Origin of the sequence: Flavobacterium sp. NG2 (assembly GCF_034119845.1) — a bacterium.
Lineage (GTDB): Bacteria > Bacteroidota > Bacteroidia > Flavobacteriales > Flavobacteriaceae > Flavobacterium.
On the sequence record NZ_CP139420.1, the window covers coordinates 465,984 to 485,444 of the forward strand.

The 19,461-nt window shown below is 34.3% G+C and carries 14 protein-coding genes and 1 tRNA gene; 11 read left to right on the plus strand and 4 right to left on the minus strand.

What is annotated here, in order from left to right:
- Positions 1-95: 95 nt before the first annotated feature.
- Together SLW70_RS02070 and SLW70_RS02075 are read right to left on the minus strand one after the other, a co-directional pair.
- Positions 96-2,048: a PKD domain-containing protein gene (locus SLW70_RS02070; protein WP_320890275.1), complete on the minus strand. Its 1,953-nt coding sequence runs from the start codon at positions 2,046-2,048 to the stop codon at positions 96-98.
- 190 nt (positions 2,049-2,238) lie between these two features.
- Positions 2,239-3,213, minus strand: coding sequence for a hypothetical protein (locus SLW70_RS02075; protein WP_320890276.1), 975 nt, complete (start codon positions 3,211-3,213; stop codon positions 2,239-2,241).
- Between the two features lie 704 nt (positions 3,214-3,917).
- On the opposite strand from SLW70_RS02075, the gene SLW70_RS02080 reads away from it, so the two are divergent.
- Both SLW70_RS02080 and SLW70_RS02085 read left to right on the plus strand, forming a co-directional pair.
- Positions 3,918-4,496, plus strand: coding sequence for a sigma-70 family RNA polymerase sigma factor (locus tag SLW70_RS02080; protein ID WP_320890277.1), 579 nt, complete (start codon positions 3,918-3,920; stop codon positions 4,494-4,496).
- Between the two features lie 7 nt (positions 4,497-4,503).
- Positions 4,504-5,229, plus strand: a complete 726-nt coding sequence (locus tag SLW70_RS02085; RefSeq protein WP_320890278.1) for a tetratricopeptide repeat protein — start codon at positions 4,504-4,506, stop codon at positions 5,227-5,229.
- Positions 5,230-5,313: 84 nt separating this feature from the next.
- On the opposite strand, the gene SLW70_RS02090 is transcribed toward SLW70_RS02085, so the two are convergent.
- Together SLW70_RS02090 and SLW70_RS02095 are read right to left on the minus strand one after the other, a co-directional pair.
- Positions 5,314-6,945 (minus strand): T9SS type A sorting domain-containing protein, encoded by a 1,632-nt coding sequence (locus SLW70_RS02090; RefSeq protein WP_320890279.1) that lies wholly within the window; start codon positions 6,943-6,945, stop codon positions 5,314-5,316.
- 22 nt (positions 6,946-6,967) lie between these two features.
- Positions 6,968-7,537: a hypothetical protein gene (locus tag SLW70_RS02095; RefSeq protein ID WP_320890280.1), complete on the minus strand. Its 570-nt coding sequence runs from the start codon at positions 7,535-7,537 to the stop codon at positions 6,968-6,970.
- Between the two features lie 712 nt (positions 7,538-8,249).
- Here SLW70_RS02095 and SLW70_RS02100 point away from each other — a divergent pair.
- The 9 genes from SLW70_RS02100 (at position 8,250) to SLW70_RS02140 (ending at position 19,437) form a co-directional block, all read left to right on the plus strand.
- Entirely contained in the window at positions 8,250-8,954 is a 705-nt protein-coding gene (locus SLW70_RS02100) for a TatD family hydrolase (RefSeq protein WP_414458242.1), read from the plus strand.
- A 64-nt stretch (positions 8,955-9,018) separates the two neighbouring features.
- Positions 9,019-10,161, plus strand: coding sequence for a 1-acyl-sn-glycerol-3-phosphate acyltransferase (locus SLW70_RS02105; RefSeq protein ID WP_320890282.1), 1,143 nt, complete (start codon positions 9,019-9,021; stop codon positions 10,159-10,161).
- Positions 10,145-11,173 carry an asparaginase gene (locus SLW70_RS02110; RefSeq protein WP_320890283.1) on the plus strand — a complete coding sequence of 343 codons (1,029 nt, stop codon included), beginning with the start codon at positions 10,145-10,147 and terminating at the stop codon, positions 11,171-11,173. Before SLW70_RS02105 ends, SLW70_RS02110 begins: the two co-directional genes overlap by 17 nt.
- A 54-nt stretch (positions 11,174-11,227) precedes the next feature.
- Positions 11,228-11,314 (plus strand) — tRNA-Ser (locus SLW70_RS02115).
- Positions 11,315-11,769: 455 nt separating this feature from the next.
- Positions 11,770-13,548, plus strand: a complete 1,779-nt coding sequence (locus SLW70_RS02120) for a T9SS type A sorting domain-containing protein (protein WP_320890285.1) — start codon at positions 11,770-11,772, stop codon at positions 13,546-13,548.
- Between the two features lie 30 nt (positions 13,549-13,578).
- On the plus strand, positions 13,579-14,586 hold the full coding sequence (locus tag SLW70_RS02125; protein WP_320890286.1) for an aldose 1-epimerase family protein: 1,008 nt from the start codon (positions 13,579-13,581) through the stop codon (positions 14,584-14,586).
- A 42-nt stretch (positions 14,587-14,628) separates the two neighbouring features.
- Positions 14,629-15,681 (plus strand): hypothetical protein, encoded by a 1,053-nt coding sequence (locus SLW70_RS02130; RefSeq protein WP_320890287.1) that lies wholly within the window; start codon positions 14,629-14,631, stop codon positions 15,679-15,681.
- Positions 15,682-15,977: 296 nt separating this feature from the next.
- Positions 15,978-17,639 (plus strand): arylsulfatase, encoded by a 1,662-nt coding sequence (locus SLW70_RS02135; RefSeq protein WP_320890288.1) that lies wholly within the window; start codon positions 15,978-15,980, stop codon positions 17,637-17,639.
- A gap of 97 nt (positions 17,640-17,736) precedes the next feature.
- Entirely contained in the window at positions 17,737-19,437 is a 1,701-nt protein-coding gene (locus SLW70_RS02140; RefSeq protein ID WP_320890289.1) for a sulfatase-like hydrolase/transferase, read from the plus strand.
- Positions 19,438-19,461: the final 24 nt, after the last annotated feature.

The window sequence follows — 19,461 nt, forward strand, 5'->3', positions numbered from 1 at the left end:
GAAGAGATTTACAAATTTCATTAATTTCTAAAATCTGTGTTCCAAGAAAAATCCGTACCCATCAGTTTAATCCGTAACATCCGTGGGCCATTAACCTAAAACTTCCATATTCCATAAAACTGGAAGTAATTGAAATCTTCCTTGAAGTTCATCACATAGCGCGCCCCTAAACTCGGACCGATTCTGGCAGCTCCTAGAGTTAAATCAAACAATACTCCTGTTTTAAGATTGGTAAACGAATTATTATTTACCACCGATTCTTCTTTGGTGCCAATAAGAAAAGTCCCCTTCTCCGATTCATACAATTCGGTTTTGGAATTCTCTTCTTGCTTTTCGGAGGCGTTGACATTGGCTTGAATTCCGGCTCCAATGCCTATAAAATTATTGATATTATAACGAATAAGCACTGGGATTTCGTTGTTAAAATTGGTATTACTTGTTGTTTTCGTGGTACGTTGAAATTGACGAACACCATTTGAATTCTGAACAATCTCTTCGGTTACACTAGTGGAGGAATCGTAGTTATGTAAACTGTTCACCAACTCGGCTTGCCAATAAAAGCGATACGATTTGAATGGAGAAACAGTAGCTCCAAGGAAATAACTTTTAGAATTCTCCAAACTTGGGTAATAATTATACCCTGATTTTACCCCAATAGAAATTCCGGGAAGAAATCTTGTCGTCGCGTAATTAGTGATAATAGGTTCATTTTTATCAAAAATAATCGCAGTTCTACTTTTTGTACTGACTTTGTGGAAATCCTTGTTGAACTTCATCGAGTATTTGACAAAACCTTTGGTGCTATCTTTTTCTTTTACATTTTTTTGTTCGCTTCCAGGTAAATAGATGTTCTTGAAAGTGAAGAAAATCTGTTTTTGCTTGATGATGGTGTCGAGACAACTCGTTGTAGGCACTTCGTCCTTTGGACAGATGGGACATTTGGGATACATATCCTCTACCTTGAATGTCTTTTTATCAAACATATCAGGAATATCAGTCTCTAATCGAATCATTCTAGCTGGACCTTCGCCGTTATTTTGGAAACGGGTTTTGAAATTCACGCGTTTAAAACGAACCAAACGGTAATTCATAAAACTACCGTTTGAACCCATTTTGTTAGGGTCGTGCGAGGTTACAATTTCCATTTCGAGGTTTTTTACTTTGTGATTTTTATAACTTCTATTTGGGACATAAATACCACGCATGGTAACGGTGGCACTGGTATCCTTAATCATTTCGGGCGTGGTTTTGAAAGTGTAAAAAACGTTGTGGGTATCATTAGGATTTGTATCGTCAAATTCTAAGATAGAAACGTTACGGTATTCTTTTTTGGCTTCCGCCAAAGTGAATTCTAAATCCTCTTCATTGGTAGTGTTCTCGTATTTTTTTATGGGTTTGTAGGCTTCGGCTGAAGCTAAATAAGAGTGTGTATCATTTAGTTCATTTGCTACGGCATACGCATTTTCTTTGACTTCTCTTTCGCCTGCGTGTGTGCGGAAATCAACCAACTCGAAGTTGTTGTTTTTAAATTGTTTTTCGTTGTAGAAAAGATAGAGTTTCCCATTAGTAACATAATTCTCTAGGTTTTGATAACTCAGAATCACGACCATTTCTTGTTCAGGAATGGGATCGCAGTTTTTTTGAAGAGTAAAACCGTTTTGATCAGCTATGGAAGCGATGTTGTTATTGACTGGAGTAGTAATATCATTGACCACGACTTTTTTAGGTCGGGTGGCGGGTGGTTTTCCGTTGTCGTAATTGTTGGTTACCGCTAAGCGGGCGTTGTATGTCCCTTTGTTTTTATAGGTATGTTTGGGTTCGGCTTCTTTGCTGTAGGTACCATCACCCATTTCCCATAAATAGGAATAGGAAGGTTTTGGTGCGCCCGCAATGGGAATCAAAGGCGGTGTTTCGGGTTTGAAATTAACTTGATTTCCGTTTTGAATATAGCCAATAATAGCCCGACGGACAACCGTATCTTTGACTTTGGTTTGTGCCAAAACTGTTATGGATGAAAGTCCTATAATAAAGAGCAAAAGTTGTTTCATGACCTAAGACGTTTTTAGCCCTGATGGAAGCGGCATCCTTGTGGCGGCGGGCATTTATGCCGACACAAGATAGAGCGGACAGCAGGATTAGCTCCTGAAAACCATCAAAGTACCTATTGTTATTTTTTTTAAAAGTAAAAAAAAGCGGTGAGCAAATCACCACTTTTTCTTAAAAATCGATTATCTGTATTTATTGTATCGCATTGATAGCGGCTACTAATTGTGCTTCGGTACCTACAGTGGTTTCGCCCATTGTGAAGGTATAAACATCATTTGCCTGAACGGTTACGGCTTTAATAGCATATCTCCATTGTCCGTTGTCCTCAGTGGCAAAAATCACGTGACAAGCTAAACCAATTGGGATTTGACCGTAGTGTTCGCTAAACAAACCAGCGGCAGTGTAGGTATCTAGCTTAGCTAAAGCATTGGTTCCTTCGCCATCATAAGATAAGTAAATCGCACTATTTGTGTTGTCATAACCAGCTGGTGCAGCGGCAAGAATGGTTGTTCTAGGTCTAGGGTCGCTGTAGAATTTATCCACATTTGTCCATCCGAAGTTTCCAAATGACACATAGTAATTGTTTTGCCCTGCTTCTACCCCACCTTTTCCACCGTTTGCGCCTGCAGTGTCACGAGCATCAGCCCAAGCTAGGTTTCCTTTTTCGTCAATGATTCCGTTCCATAGTGTCATGGCATTGTCTACACCGTCTGTCAAGGCAGCTGGAACATTCAAATTAATATTACAAGTAGGTACTAAATTTACACCACCTTGAGTAGCGTTGATAAAGAACTCACCACCTGAGATTAGCAAGGCACGGTCACCGTTTGGCATGATTCCCATGGTAGGTTTGTTTGTTACTAACATGGTTCCTTTGTCAAAAAGCTCGACAAATTCGATGTCTATCGCTCCAGTTACTGGGAGTCCGTTTTTGATCAAACAGTTTCCATTTAGTGTAATGGTTACTCCTTTGGCAGAGGTAAGTGTGATAACTCCTGCTCCTGCGGTTGCTGTAAATTTTTGTGTTTGCGCTTCTAAAGCAGCTTCTCTAACGGCAGCAAATTGTGCTGGTGTTGCAGCTGGTGCTGGGTGGTCATTGTTATCACAACTAATGAATGAAAAAGCAGCTAAGAATAAAAGTCCGATGTTTTTAAGATTTGTCTTCATGGTTTCTAATTTTTAAAATTATTATTTGATTCTTTTTTAGTTATATCAATTCGGGTTTGATATTGTTACCCTTTAATTTGAATTATTTTTAAAATTTTATTTTTTGTTGTTTTTAAATAGATACTTTGTTGTTTCAAATTGTTACCCCTTATTTTTATTTTTTTTTAATTATTTTTAAAAATGTTTTAAAGAGCGTTTATAGTATCATATCAACTTGCTTTTCTATTTGTTACCCTTGAATCTGAATTATTTTTAAAATTTTATTTTATCGTGTAATAATCTTCCAAAGTGTATAAGAGAAAAAGCGTCTTATTTTTTTAAAATATCTTTTCATCTTTCCGCATTTTAAATGAACGTTTATAGGGTTATATCAATTGGAGTTTTAAATTGTTACCCTTACATCTGAAGAATTTTAAAATTATTTTGAAATCATCTCTAGTGCATTGATAGCAGCAATTGTTAAAACCTAGATTACACATTGGCATTCAGACGATAAAGAATAAGCGGATTTACACGGATTTTTTCATGGCTATTAAGTATAAAATCTCTGTAAATCTGCATGCCAATTTTCACGCAGATTTACACAGATTTCTGCAGATACTAGTCTGAAAAAGAGTCAACTTGGTTTTAAAAGCGAATATTCTGACCCATCCTTGAATTTTTATAAAATTCTTTTTTTTACATTAGCAGTTAAAATATTTTTTATGGCTCAAGCAATAACTCATCCTGACCAAATGTATATTGAAGGACTGGCCCAAAACAATTCGGCTATCATTCAATCTATTTACAAAAAGTTTGTCCCTAAGGTGATTCATTATATAAAGAACAACTCAGGAGATGAAGATCAGGCACAGGATGTAGTGCAGGAAGTATTGATTGTGTTGTTTGACCAGGCTAAAGCCAAAAAACTCCATTTGACCTGTCCGTTTGACGCCTACTTTTTTCTATTATGCAAAAGAAAATGGCTGAACGAATTAAAAAAAACTTCAAATAAAGGGGTAACATTAGACGATAATTTCACATCTAATAGAGAAGCCACTGATGAACTGGCTGCCGAAACCGAATTGTTTGAGTCTCAACAACAACTTTTTGACGCGATGTTTCAAAAGCTTGGCGAAAAATGCCAAGAAGTATTGAAGTTAAGTTTTGCTCTCAAATCAATGGAAGAAGTAGCCCAAAAACTCAATGTTACTTATGGTTATGTTCGCAAGAAAAAATCATTATGCACGGGACAATTGACACAATGGATTCAAGAATCAAGTCATTTTACAACATTAAAATAATAGAGCCATGAACGAGGAACGCTATATATTATTCGACCAATACTTGCAAGGTGAACTTTCAGGTACTGAAAAAGAGGCCTTCGAAAGACAATTAGATACTGATTCAGAATTGGCCGCCTCTTTTGAAACTTTTAAGGAAGTAAACTTGCAATTACACCTGAAATTTGGCATTGAAACCGAAAGAAATGCTTTCAAAGAAAACCTTTCCAAAATTGCTTCAAAACCAAAGAGAACCAAAAAATCCAAACTGAGAACTTTACAGCCTTGGTACTATTCTGTTGCTGCTTCAATTGTTATTGTATTGGGAGCTTGGGTACTTTTACATAGTTCAAAACCCATTTTTACTGATTATAACCAACATGAGAACGCCTATTTTACAGAAAGAGGTGATGTCAATGCTAATTTGAAATTAGCGCAAGATGCTTTTAATGCTAAAAACTATAAAGAAGCAATTACACAGTTTGAAATTATTTTAAAGGAAAAACCGTCTCCTGAAATCGAGTTGTACTACGGAATTTCGTTGCTTGAAACAAATAAATTAAAAGAAGCTGAGGTTGTCTTTAATGAATTGCAATCAGGAACTTCCATCTATAAAGACAAAGCGACATGGAATCTAGCGTTGTTGAAGTTAAAACTAAAAGACTACGATGCATGTGAAGCCTTGTTAAAAACAATTCCAGCTGATTATGAAGGTTATGATAAGGTGAAAGAGTTGCTGGATAAATTGGATTGATAAGAGCATCATTTATTCATTTAGAGACAAAAAAGCCTAGACCAAAATCATTTGATCTAGGCTTTATGATGAATTTTAATATAATTATTTTACAATAAAACCTTTGTTTTGAGATTCTCCTTTATTATTAGTTATTTTTAAATAATAGACTCCAGGTTCCCAGTTTGAAGTTGTTATTTTATTTGTTTTTGATTTTAGATTTTCTTTATGGTATTTTACGTTTCCTGAAATATCACCTATTTGAATCGTATAGCTGTCCTCAATGTCGGTATCAACTGTGTTTTTAGTGGTTTTATCTTTTTTCTTTGAAGACTCATCAATTGTAACTTCTATTTGTTCAGAAGTAGGGTTTGATATTACTCTAAAACTATACCCACTATAATAAGGGTCATAGCCATTTAAGAAGTAGGTAAAATTTTGCCATTCACCCCATCCACAATCATTTTTCATTCGTGCATTAAAACTTAAGTTAAGATAAGGAGAGCTTATTGCTGTATTCAATACTAAGGCATTGCCATAAACGCCTTCAAAATAAAAATCAGAATAGGAGTCAAAATCTACTTCAAAATTGGAAGAATCTAATGTTAAAAGGTTTCCTGAATCTTTAAAATAAACAACACAAGGATCATATTGTGCATAAATTTTTGAAGGCGATGGATCTTGTCCAAATGTCACAGGTATAGGTAAGCTATTAGTAATAGATATCGTTTTTTGTACTGATTTAGTTTGACCACAACCATTGGTAATATCTGCTTTCAAAATAAAACTGCCTGATGTTACATTAATAGTGACCGTAGCACTTGTTGTAGATTGTGAACTTATACTGGCTACACTAGGATTTGAAGAACTCCATACCACGCTAGAGTTGGCAGGTACATCAGCAAGCGTATAAGTAGCTGTGCTATTGCTGGCACACAAACCATTACTACCTGTGATGGTAGCATAAGGATTAAATGCAGCCAATGAAACCGTTATTGTTTTTGAAGGGTACGTAACACCATTAACAATTGGGGTAACTGTTACATTAGATGGCAAACTGGTATTAGGTGTTAATGAAATAGAACTGGCAGTAGTACTAAATGTTCCTACGGGATTCCCATTGTATTTCCAACCACTAGTACTCCACTGATAGGTAGTATTTGGCGAATTATACACATTAGTAATGGCAAACGTTTGTGGCGTTGTCGCTCCGCAAACAATAGTTTTTGTGGCTACTGGTAGAGTAAATGTAGGAACTTGGGTTTTAGTAATTGTATAAATGCAAGATGAAGTAGATTTGAAATTACTTGAAGTTACAAACTCTAAATACAACGTCCCTCCAGAAACATTAAATTCTGATGAATTTATAGAAAAACTTACTGACGTTGTATATTGTTCTTCTGTGGGGCTTTCATATCCCCAAAAACCTGATTGAACTTGTATTAACCCCCTTTGTACCTGATAATCTGAATTTGATTTTTTAGTGTACACATAAAGTGTGCTATTACCCACTGCTTGGGCTGTAGGTTTTGTTAATTTGACCCCTATATTAATCGAAGTACTAGTACTTGTTCCTAAGTCAATATTACCACAATTATTCAATGTTATTGAGGGAGAACCACTATTAGTATATTGCAAATTCTGAGGACTCACAGTCTTTATACTGACTTGAGAATAAATGCTTGTATAAAAAAAGCAGAAAATAATAATTTTTGATATTTTTAAAATTAATTTCATATGTAAAGATTTATTTGATTAATTATTTTTTTTCAAGATGTATTTGAAATCCTATTCCTATTGTAAATGTGTTGTTAGTAGTTTTTTGATTACCACCAGCTCCATCAAGTTTATCAATATTATAGTTAAGAGATAATTCTAGAGCTACACTACTATTAAAAAAAATGGCAGTTCCTGCTTTAAAAGGATAACTATAACTTGGACCAAATGTACCCGATGAATTTTTTGCCCCTCTTATTATAACTCCCGCTTGCGTAAAAACATTAATTACTTTTTCAGGTTTTAAAATGTAATACCTTACAAAAGGCCCTGCTCCATAGTTATGACTTGCCTTAAAGTCTCCTTTAGGATAATTCCCATAATAATTTAATGCTGCCCCTGCCACAATATTATCATGAAAGAAGTAACCTATATCAGAATTAACAGTAGCATAATTTAATTCACTACTGTATTCAACACCTTCATATTCATATGTGCTTTTGTAATTATTAAAACTACCACTACCCCCCACCATCCAATTTCCTTTGGTGATTTGGGCATTCGTAAAACTGTAAAAAAACAGCAGTAACACTGTTAAAATTATTTTTTCCATTTTATTAAATTTTTAATTGTTTTTTTAACTTTTATTAATGATTCAAACAACATTTGCCTAGCAAACTTATTTGTGCTTTTCCTTATCATAGCATAGGCGTCAATTTAATTGTCATCAGTTTTTATTTACAGATATTTCAAGTAAAAATAGTTGTTCCAACATTTCTTTTTTATAACAAATTGGTTTAAAACTATAACATATGAGTTACCTTGTGTGTAATTAATTACATTTAACAAAATGAGGTTGGTTCTAAAACTCTTGTATAAAGGAGTTTTATAAATGCAAACAAATCTTCAACGTCTTACTATTAAGTATATTCACCTAAGTATGCAGTCAAAATAAAAACGATGAAGACAAAAGAATCCTTACTGAAACTCATACTCATTTGTATTAAGTAGGGTTCGAAGAAGATAGTAATGAAATGATTAAATAATAAATCGCAAAGACTTCAATTTAAGGCTTTGCGATTTTTTGTATCTATTGAAATAGGTAAATAAATTTTCGCCACGAATTCACGAATTAAGAAAATCAAAAATTCGTGAATTTGTGGCTTTTTAAAAATTGGTAGGTGCGTCTTGATTGTTTCTATTTTTTTGACCCATATAATTCTCGTAATTTTGCAATCAAAATAAACACCTTGGAAACAAAAACAATCCTTACCGACACTCATACGCATTTGTATTCAGAAGAATTCAATGAAGATCGAAACGAAATGATTCAAAGAGCTATTGACGCGGGAGTTTCTCGTTTTTTTATTCCTGCGATTGATGCTGCTTCTACTCCATCCATGTACGCTTTGGAAAAAGATTTCCCTGAGAATGTCTTTTTGATGATGGGCTTGCACCCCACTTATGTCAAAGACAATTATCAAGAAGAACTGCAACATGTAAAAGAGGAATTAGCCAAAAGAAAATTCTACGCCATAGGCGAAATCGGGATTGATTTGTATTGGGACAAAACCCACTTAAAAGAGCAGCAAATCGCTTTTAGAACCCAAATTCAATGGGCAAAACAGTACAAATTACCAATTGTAATCCATTGCCGAGATTCTTTTGACGAAATTTTCGAAATTCTGGAAGAAGAAAAATCGGATGATTTATTTGGGATTTTTCATTGTTTTACAGGAACCTACGAACAAGCCTTACAAGCCATATCCTATAATATGAAATTAGGCATTGGAGGTGTTGTTACCTTTAAGAACGGAAAAATCGACCAGTTTTTACATCAAATCGATTTGCAACACATTGTCCTTGAGACAGATTCCCCATATTTGGCTCCCAAGCCTTTTAGAGGCAAACGAAACGAAAGTAGCTATATCGTCAATGTAGCACAAAAATTAGCCGAAATATACGGTCTTACCTTTGAGGAAATTGCTCAAAAAACAACCGAAAATTCTAAAGCTATTTTCGGTATTTAATTCGGATATTGCCTTAGTTTGACTTTTTTTTTGTTCTTTTGCTTTGGACTAAAACATAACTATAATGCAAAAATTTGATGCGATTCGGCCGTTTTACGACTCCGAGGTAAATGAAACACTCAAGAAATTAATTCATCACCCGATGATGAAATCATTAATGAATTTTTCTTTTCCCGAAGTAGCTGATGAACTTTGGCAAGGGCAACTCTCAAAAACGCATTCTATTCGTGATTTTCAATGCAACTTTATATACCAATCGGTACAAAAAGTATTAGAAAAAAGTTCTGATGGACTTTCGACTTCAGGTTTTGAAAAATTAGAAAAAGGAGAAGCTTATCTTTTTATTTCAAATCATAGAGATATTTTATTAGATACCACCTTATTGAACGCTTCATTATTTGAACATGGATTAGTAATGACCGCTTCAGCCATTGGTGATAATTTGGTCAAAAAACCATTCTTAATGGATCTAGCCAAATTGAATCGTAATTTCTTAGTTCAAAGAGGTTTGTCTCCTCGTGAAATGTTACAAAGCTCAAAAACGTTATCGGAATACATCGGTCACCTGTTGACACATGAAAGTCGTTCGGTTTGGATTGCTCAACGTGAAGGAAGGACCAAAGACGGAAATGATGCCACAAACCCTGGAATTTTGAAAATGCTTGCTATGGGATCAGACGAAGAAAATTTGATGGACTATTTCAAGAAAATCAAAATCGTTCCTGTGTCTATTTCGTATGAATACGACCCAACTGATGCTTTGAAAATGCCCCAAATATTAGCAGAAGCTAATAATGAGGTGTATGTTAAGCAAGAGAATGAAGATTTTATGACTATTTTGAGTGGTGCGCTAGGGCCTAAGAAACACATCCATATCCATATTGGTGATGTGTTGAACGATGCCATTGATATTATCGCCGCTGAAAACGATAATGCCAACAAACAAATCCAAGCGATTGCTCAAGCGATTGATGATTCAATCTTGCCTAATTATAAATTATGGCCTACAAATTATATCGCTTACGATATCATCAACAACAGCAAGACTTTTGCAGAATATTACACCGAAGATCAAAAGAGTGTTTTTGAGCGCAGAATGGAAAAACGTATTGATGCTGCAAATCCTGTTGCTTTGCAAGGGTTTTTGAATATGTACGCAAACCCTGTTGTGAACAGTTTAAAGTATAACAATGCAGTCCAAAGCTAAAATACTTCTGATTTATACTGGTGGAACCATCGGTATGAGTAAAGACTTTAAAACAGGAGCTTTAAAAGCTTTTGATTTTAGCAAACTTTTAAAACATACGCCCGAGTTAAAACAATTGGACTGTGAGATAGCATCTATTTCATTTGAAAAACTGATTGACTCCTCCAACATGAATCCAACTTTTTGGGCAAAAATAGCTTCGATTATCGAAGATAATTATGCTGCATTTGATGGATTCGTAGTACTTCACGGCTCCGATACGATGTCGTATACCGCATCGGCTTTGAGTTTTATGCTCGAAAATTTGGGCAAACCTGTAATCCTTACGGGTTCGCAACTGCCTATAGGGGATTTGCGAACGGATGCGAAGGAAAATCTAATTACCGCTATCCAAATCGCTTCCTTACGCGAAAACGGACAAGCGGTTATTCAAGAAGTGGGACTCTATTTTGAATACAAACTATTCCGCGGCAACCGTACAACCAAAGTAAATGCCGAACATTTTAAGGCATTTAATTCGCCTAATTATCCTTGTTTAGCCGAATCTGGGGTGCATTTAAAATGGAATTCTGATTTGTTTTTACCTAAATCATCTTCGTCTAACTTAAAAGTTGAGTATGTCTTGGATACCAATGTGGTCATAATAAAACTTTTTCCTGGTATTTGCGAAACGGTACTAACCGCCATATTGTCGATTCCAACATTAAAAGGAGTCATTTTAGAAACCTACGGCTCTGGAAATGCAACAACAGAAGAATGGTTTTTGGATTTGATTGAAAAGGCCATTAATAAAGGATTATATATTATTAATGTCACCCAATGTTCTGGCGGTAGTGTTCATATGGGACAATACGAAACCAGCACAGAACTAAAAAATCATGGTGTGATTTCTGGAAAAGACATCACCACCGAAGCTGCTATTACCAAACTAATGTATTTATTGGGTAAAAATACCGCCCCAAAGGATTTCAAAACCCTATTTGAAACTTCTTTACGCGGCGAAATGATTTAATAGCGTTTTTACTTTTCTAACTCATTTTTTTTTGAGTTATTTGCAAACCAAAATAGAGAGGTGTCTGAGTGGTTGAAAGAGCTAGCCTGGAAAGCTAGTATATGGGCAACTGTATCGAGGGTTCGAATCCCTTCCTCTCTGCTGATTTAAAATTCAAAAGGTATCAAAACCTCAAAAACGCTATTGTTTTCGAGGTTTTTTGTTTTTAGAACCTTTCAAAATATTCATACTTTATCATATTACAAGGTTCAAAATCGAGACCCAGAAAACAATATAAAAATAGGGTCTTGCCAGTTTAAAAAGGAACAGAAATCAATTGTTGTTTATTTGATGATTTTAAAACAGTTGTATTATGTGTTTGATATTGTTTGATTTAGGAGCATCGTCGATTTAGTGTGTAATTTTCATTTAAATGATTTTAAGATATTTTTATATCATAAAATTCCTTCGAATGGATTCTGTAATGACTATTACTATACCTATAACGAACAATTATCAAACCTTAATCTTTGAATGATTGGTTAATTTTGGTTAGTTGTCTAAGAATGAGAATAAATTCTTTTACAATCAAAAAAACTAACTAAAAACTAACCAAAATGAATTTTAAAAAGAAATTATTAATCCTGTTGTTTGTTACGGCATTGACGAATATGGGCGTTGCTCAAACGACCTATTATGTGAATCAGCAAACAGGGAGTAATACCAATAATGGGTTATCTACAGGCAATCCATTTAAAACAGTTGAAAAAGCCGTTACTGTTCTTAGTGCTGGAGATACTTTGCTTATAATGGGAGTTTATGCTAATGCAAGTTATAATCCTACCTACTCTTATTCAGGAAATATCAATGATCCACAAATTTGGCATCAAGAAAACACCATTCGAATCAACAATTTAAACGGTACTGCGGGGAATTACATTACTATAAAACCTTATGATAGTAATACAGTACTGAAAGGAGATGGGGCTAATATTTTAAGGGTGACTAATTGCTCGTATTTAAAATTTGAAGGATTAGAAATCATGGGTGAGGTGGATCGTATTCCCTATAGTACTGCTCGAGCGTTGCAGTTTTTGTATCGCGAAGATCCTTCTACTAATACGCTTTATAGAGTGCCATTTGGTACAACTGATGCTGAGGTGGAACAAAATTATTCCCAACCCGGAAGTCTTCCCGATATATCAAACATATCCGTTTCGCGTCCGTCTTATACGGATACCAGAGGTTTGTATATGAGTAGAGTTCATCATATTGATATTACTAATTTAAAGGTGCATCATACGCCTGGCAATGGTTTTAGGGTGGCTGATTGTGATTATATCAATATCATTGGCAACGAAGTGTATGCCACTTCACGAAAATCATTTTCTGGAACCCATGGTATGGTGGTGACCAATGCCAATAGTAGTGTACAAGGTTTTTTGGATACCAATCCAGGATACAGAATAAACATTTTAAACAATAAAGTACATCATAACTACAATGAGATTTATTCATGGGCACCTGATAAAACATTGATTACACCAAAGATTGATGAAGGAAAAGGAATTTCGTTACAGCGTAATGATTTAGCTAATGGTTGGAATTATGGGCGTTTTCTAGTAGCTAATAATTTGGCTTATTGGAATGGCTATAGTGGAATTCACAGCAATTCGGGTTTGCGAATGGATTTTATAAATAACACCTGTTATATGAATTCTTATACAAATTCGATAACAAATCTAGGAGGTGAGCAATCAGGAAATAATATTGGAATGAGTACTTCTGGAAATAATAGTGATGATTTCAAATTTATAAACAATATTATTTTCATTGATAATGCTTGGGGCGGATTTCCTATTTCTATCGCAGAAACAACGAATGTGGTTGTTTCTAATAATTTAGTGTTTGGGATAAATGGAAGTTTAAATCAAGACTCAGATGCGACTTCTATTCAAACCAATATGTATTTTATTAACCCAAAGTTTGTCAATGCAGGAGATGAACTAGCGGTAAGCCATGATTTTGGATTACAGTCTTCATCAGAAGCTATTGGTAAGGCTAATAAGGACATTGCACCCACTACTGATTATTTTGGAAAAACGAGAGATGGTCAACCTGATTTAGGAGCGATTGAATATTTTCCAAGTTTAGGTACAAATGATAATGCTATATCAAAATTCAATGTTTACCCCAATCCTGTCAAAGATTATATTTATATGGATGGTATAGAAAACATCAATACTGTTGAGGTTTACAATATTGCGGGACAAAAATTACTTTCGAATAGGATTACTTCTGAAGATTCGAACTCTGGAATCAATCTTTCAAGTCTTAGTTCAGGGATTTATTTTTTAAAGGTTAATTCAGATACATTTAAAATAGTAAAACAATAATTGTTGCCAATAACCTTAAATTGTTAAGACTTGAAAAATTCAGCTAAAACTCATTTTAATTGTAAATTAATAGTGCTGGCTATACTGATGGTAAGTGCAAATGTTTGTTGTTCAAAAGCAAATAATTCTAAGATACATATCGATTTGAAAACATTAAAAACAGACAGCATCTATACGATTAAGAATGATTTTATTTCTTTTAGTGTAAATTCTAAAGGAGCAGAAATGACCAGTTGTAAGACTGCTGATTTAGAATACGTATGGCAGGCAAATCCTGAGTTTTGGCCTAGACAATCACCTATTCTTTTTCCGATTGTAGGTAGATTAGTCGATCACGAATATGTCTATAAAGGAAAAACATATCCGATGATGCAACATGGTTTTGCTAGAGATAATGAATTTAAACTAATCGAAAAAACAGCGAACAGCATTACTTTGGAACAAAGAGCTACTGCGGACTCCAAAAAAATATTCCCTTTCGATTTTATTCTTCAAGTTAAATACAGTTTGTCTGGAAAAATAGTATCGACTACTTATACTGTAAAAAACCCTTCGGATACTGAGGAACTTTATTTTTCTATTGGAGCACATCCCGCTTTTAATTGCCCTTTTGAAAGAGATCAAAAAAGAGAAGAATATGAATTGGTTTTTGACAAACAAATAAAACCTGAGTACTATTCAAACGTAGATGGTTTATACGAAGGTGATTCCTTTTCGGTTTTTGATAAAAAAGGAATTATGCCCTTGCCTAAAACAATCTTTGATAGAGGCTCACTTACGTTCAATCCCAATCCGTTTTCAAAAGTAACTTTTGTACATAAACCTACGCAAAAAAAATACTTAAGTCTGACATTTAAGAATTTTCCATATCTAGGGATTTGGTCTATAAATGATAGTTCTCCTTTTGTTTGTATTGAACCTTGGCATGGTATCGCCGACCTTAAAACGCACAATAAAGATTTTACACAAAAAAAAGGCATTGAAAAATTAGCACCTAATAAAAGCTTTAGTTGTTCTTTTTTAATTGAAGTTCTTTAAAATAAAAAAAACTAACCAAACCAATCTATAGTTTAAGAAAACATGATTAAATATTCAAAAAAATGGTCGCTACAAATCATCCTCCTAATGTTGATTTTCGTATTAGCTAGTAGTTGTTCTAGTAGTGGTGATGATATCATAGAAACAACAACCACAGATGATTCTGAGCCAGTGGTTGATACGCCACCAAATAATGGTGACCCTGTGACAACTGATGAAATTGACACCAGTACTTTTGCTAAAGTATATGTTCAAAGCGCTAAGAAAATCATCCCCAATTATTATTTAAAGAATTATCTAGATGCTAATTTTAGTAAGATGTATTATTTCAACGAACTTTTTAATGCAGATTACGGAGGTAGTTATAGTGTAGAATACAAAGACCAAGGTGGTTCAGGAATGGATTCGTATCCTAGTATCACTATTGGTAGTGCAAAAGTAGGCGGTAGTTATATTGTTGCTGATAAAAATGTGGTAGGTATGCCTGTTAAGATTTCAGAAATAACCCCCAGTTTAAACTTTGAATTTAAAACCAGTCAAGAAAACGCAATAGATAAAAATGATAAATGGATGGCTTCAATAAACTTTATTTTTGATAATTATGGAACGGAAACTACTGATGTAGCTGATGCCGATAGAGATTATGATTTAGTGGTAATGCATCAATATAAAAATTTTGATGATAGTTTAGACGACAATAAGTTAACCGCACAAACATCGGGTGCATATTGGTATTTTGCTAGAAATAGTGATGGAAGTTTGAAACCTTATAATTTAGTTATCGATGGTCTTACTTATAAGTATGCGGTGCGATATAAATTTTTTGCCAATTCTGGGGACAAAAATGATAAGACACATGTAAAGTTTATTCCTTATGGAAATGTTTTACCGCCTATATTAAAAGTCAATGTCAAAGCAATTATTCAGGCGACTAAGGATTATATTGATTATGCTAATATGAGTGATGATTTAAAAATTTTAGCCAAAAAGAATGTTGCTCTGTCCAATGCTTGGTTGAAGAGTATCAATGCTGGATACGAAGTATATACAGGAGAATCTCTTTTACGAATTGATAAATTTAAAATTAATCTATAATTTGTTTTGAAATAGTATTAAACCTATTGTGTCTAATGAATTTACCAGATAGAAACATAGAATTTATAGTTTTTAAAAGAGTTTGATAGATATCTTTCTTTTCACACATTCAAGCTATTTGAAAAATAGTGGTATTTTCTATCCTTTCTTTAATTATATTTTTTATTTCTATGTTCTATGCGGTAAACAATTCCTTTTGGATTAGACCCAACGGGTTACTATTAAATAATTTAATTATCCAAAAACAGGCTGTTATTCCTGTATTTGGATGATTTTTTCAAATCTTTTTTCAAATTATGTGCAAAATTATTTTCTTATTAGCCTTTGTATGTATTTCATGTAAATCCAAAGAAACGCCTACGACAAAAAAAACAACATCAATAAATTCCATAACTAACCAACGTCCCAATATTATTTTGATTATGGCTGATGATATGGGGTTTTCAGATTTGGGTTGCTATGGAAGTGAGATACAAACACCTAATTTAGATGCCTTAGCAAATAATGGAATTCGATATACACAGTTTTACAACACCTCCAGATGTTGTCCTACTAGGACTTCATTATTAACGGGTTTGTATCCGCATCAAACCGGTTTAGGTTGGATGACCGTTGCTGATTTAGAAAGGCCAGGCTATAGAGCCGAGATAAATACTAAGTGTGTTACAATTGGTGAAGTATTAAAAAAATCGGGCTATTCTACCTATATTTCTGGGAAATGGCATGTCAATAAAGATGATGAATGCGAACAAGATAGCCCAAAACACAATTGGCCATTGCAAAGAGGTTTTGACCACTTTTTTGGAGTATTAAAAGGGCAATCCGATTATTTTAGTCCTGAAAACCTGTTCATGGATAATAAACAAATACAGTCCAAACAGCATTTTTATTTTACCGATGCTATAAATGATACTGCGACTAGCTTTATTGAGAATCATCTAAAGACCAAAAAAAATCCGTTATTTCTATATGTCGCTCATGTGGCGCCTCATTGGCCATTGCATGCAAAACCTGAAGATATTAAAAAGTACCAAGGCTCTTATCTAAAAGGATGGGATGAATTACGCAAAGAGCGTTTCCACAAAATGCAGAAATTAGGAATTATTCCAGCTTCGGCTAAATTATCTGAAAAGGATGCTGATATTCAAGATTGGGAATCACTTTCGGATGAAAAAAAAATAGAAATGGACAAACGAATGGCCATTTATGCAGCGCAAATAGACTGTATGGATCAGGGCATTGGAAGAATTATTCAAACCCTTAAAAAGAATAAGCAATTCGATAATACCATAATTCTATTTGTTTCAGACAATGGCGGCTGTTTGGAACCCATATCGAGGGGAAAAAGTAAAACAACAGTCGACTTAGGTACTAAAAAATCATTTGAAAGTTATGGAAAACCTTGGGCAAATACTAGTAATACTCCATTTAGAAATTATAAAAAATGGCAACATGAAGGGGGAATTTCAACACCATTAATTGTGCATTGGCCTAAAGGAATCAAGTCAAAAGGAGTACTAAGAAGTCAAGTAGGACATGTCATAGACTTTATGCCTACGTTTCTGGAAGTGGCAAATGCAACCTACCCGAAAAAGTACAATGGTAACACAATTATCCCATTAGAAGGGAAAAGTTTAGTATCAAGCTTTAATAAAAACACAACTAATCAAAGAACCATTTACTTTGAGCATATTGGTAGTCAAGGTTTGCGTGATGGTGATTGGAAATTAGTATCTTTAGGAATCGAAACTTTTCCGTATCACAAAAAATGGGAACTGTATAATCTCAAAGATGACCGTTCTGAAATCAATGATTTGGCTTTAAAACATCCCACTAAAGTAAAAGAATTAGATGCAAAATGGAATGCTTGGGCAGAAAGAGCATATGTTTTGCCCTTAGACGGAAGATCTTGGAGCCAGAAAATAAAGAATCCACTAGGAGTGCAAACGGCTCCATAAAAGTCTTTTAAAACAGGAATTACTTTTGCGAATATAGAAATTTTAATAAACCAAAAAAAAAATACAAAGTCTTAAAAAAAAAAAGAAAACTGAACTAATGAAATACAATTTAACCCTCAGCATCTTATTCTCATTTGTTACTTTAAGTATGTGGCCACAAAAAACAACCAACAGCAAGCCAAATGTATTGATGATTTGCATTGATGACTTAAGAACAAATTTAGGGTGTTATGGAGACAAACAAGCCATAACGCCTAATATTGATGCTTTGTCCAAACGCGGAGTTACTTTTTTGAATCATGAGGTTCAATTTGCCGTTTGTGGTCCATCAAGGTCTTGTTTGGCCACTAGTTTAATGCCTGAGGAAACGGGTGTTATTGGTTTTAAACCCATACGAGCTAAACTAAAAGATGTGGTCTTTTTGCCTGAATATTTTAGAAACAATGGCTACACGACTGCTGCAGCAGGTAAAATTCATGACCCTAGAACGGTAGGAAAAATAAACGAAAAAGGGGAGATTAAAGGGCGTGATGAAGATGAAGCTTCTTGGTCAATACCTTATATTTCACCTGTTGATAAAGTGGATGATCACGGATTGTCCATGAGTTTTGAAGATTTACCTGAGAAAGACTACATCGACGGTAATATCCGAAGTGAAGGAATTAAGTTGATGGAGCAATTAGCGGCAAACAAAAAACCGTTCTTTTTGGCTATTGGGTTAAAAAAACCACACGAACCTTTTGTAGCACCAAAGAAATATTGGGACTTATATAATAATACCAAATTTGAACCAGCCAAAAACCAAAAAGCTCCTTTAGGAAGAGATGATTTAAAAACCTATACGATACAAGGTAAGGATATTAAAGACCATATCGATCCTGCAACAGGTTTAATAACTCTAGAGTATCAGGTAAAATTAAAACAAGGTTATTATGCAGCCACTTCTTTTGTTGATGCACAAGTAGGAATGATTTTAGACAAAGTCAAAGAACTAAAATTGACTGATAATACTATTATCGTACTTTGGAGTGATCATGGTTTATTTTTGGGAGAACACGGTAGATGGAACAAACATTCTAATTTAGAAATTGCTTCATCATCCCCTTTGATTATTTACAATCCTGCAACTAAGAATGTAAGCGGAAAAACAACTGCACCAGTTTCAACCGTAGATTTATATCCTACTTTATGCGAATTAGCAGGTTTGAAAATTCCTGAGCAACCCTTAAATAATGATACAAATACAGGAAGACCTCTTAAGGGAAGAAGTATAGTGCCAATATTAAAAGATATTACAGCCAAAACTAAAATAGGCGCAATAACGGTGTACCAAGGACAAAGAGGAATGGGATATGGTTATAGATTACAAGACAAATACCGTTATATTGAATGGGTGAAAAATGGTCAAGAAAATTTCTATGAATTATATGATTATGAAGTAGATCCTAACGAAACGGTAAATTTAGCCGCAATTGAAAGAGATAAGTACGAACCATTATTGCATAAATTTTCAAGAAACATCAGAAACTTAGGAGAGGCAGCTGGTTGTTTGGCTTTGTTAAAAACAAAACCTTTTGAGATGTCTGAAAAAAATAAAGACAAAATCTTAATTCGTGATGCTGATGCTGACGGAATTCCTGATGAGGTTGAAGGAGCGATTGATACTGATGGTGATGGAATCATGAATTATCTCGATTTAGACTCTGATAATGACGGGGTTTTAGACAAAGAAGAAGGTTTGGGAGACAGAGACCAGGATGGGGTTTTAAATTATGTAGATGCAAATGATAAAAAGTAAAATGCTAATATTATTTGGCTTTTT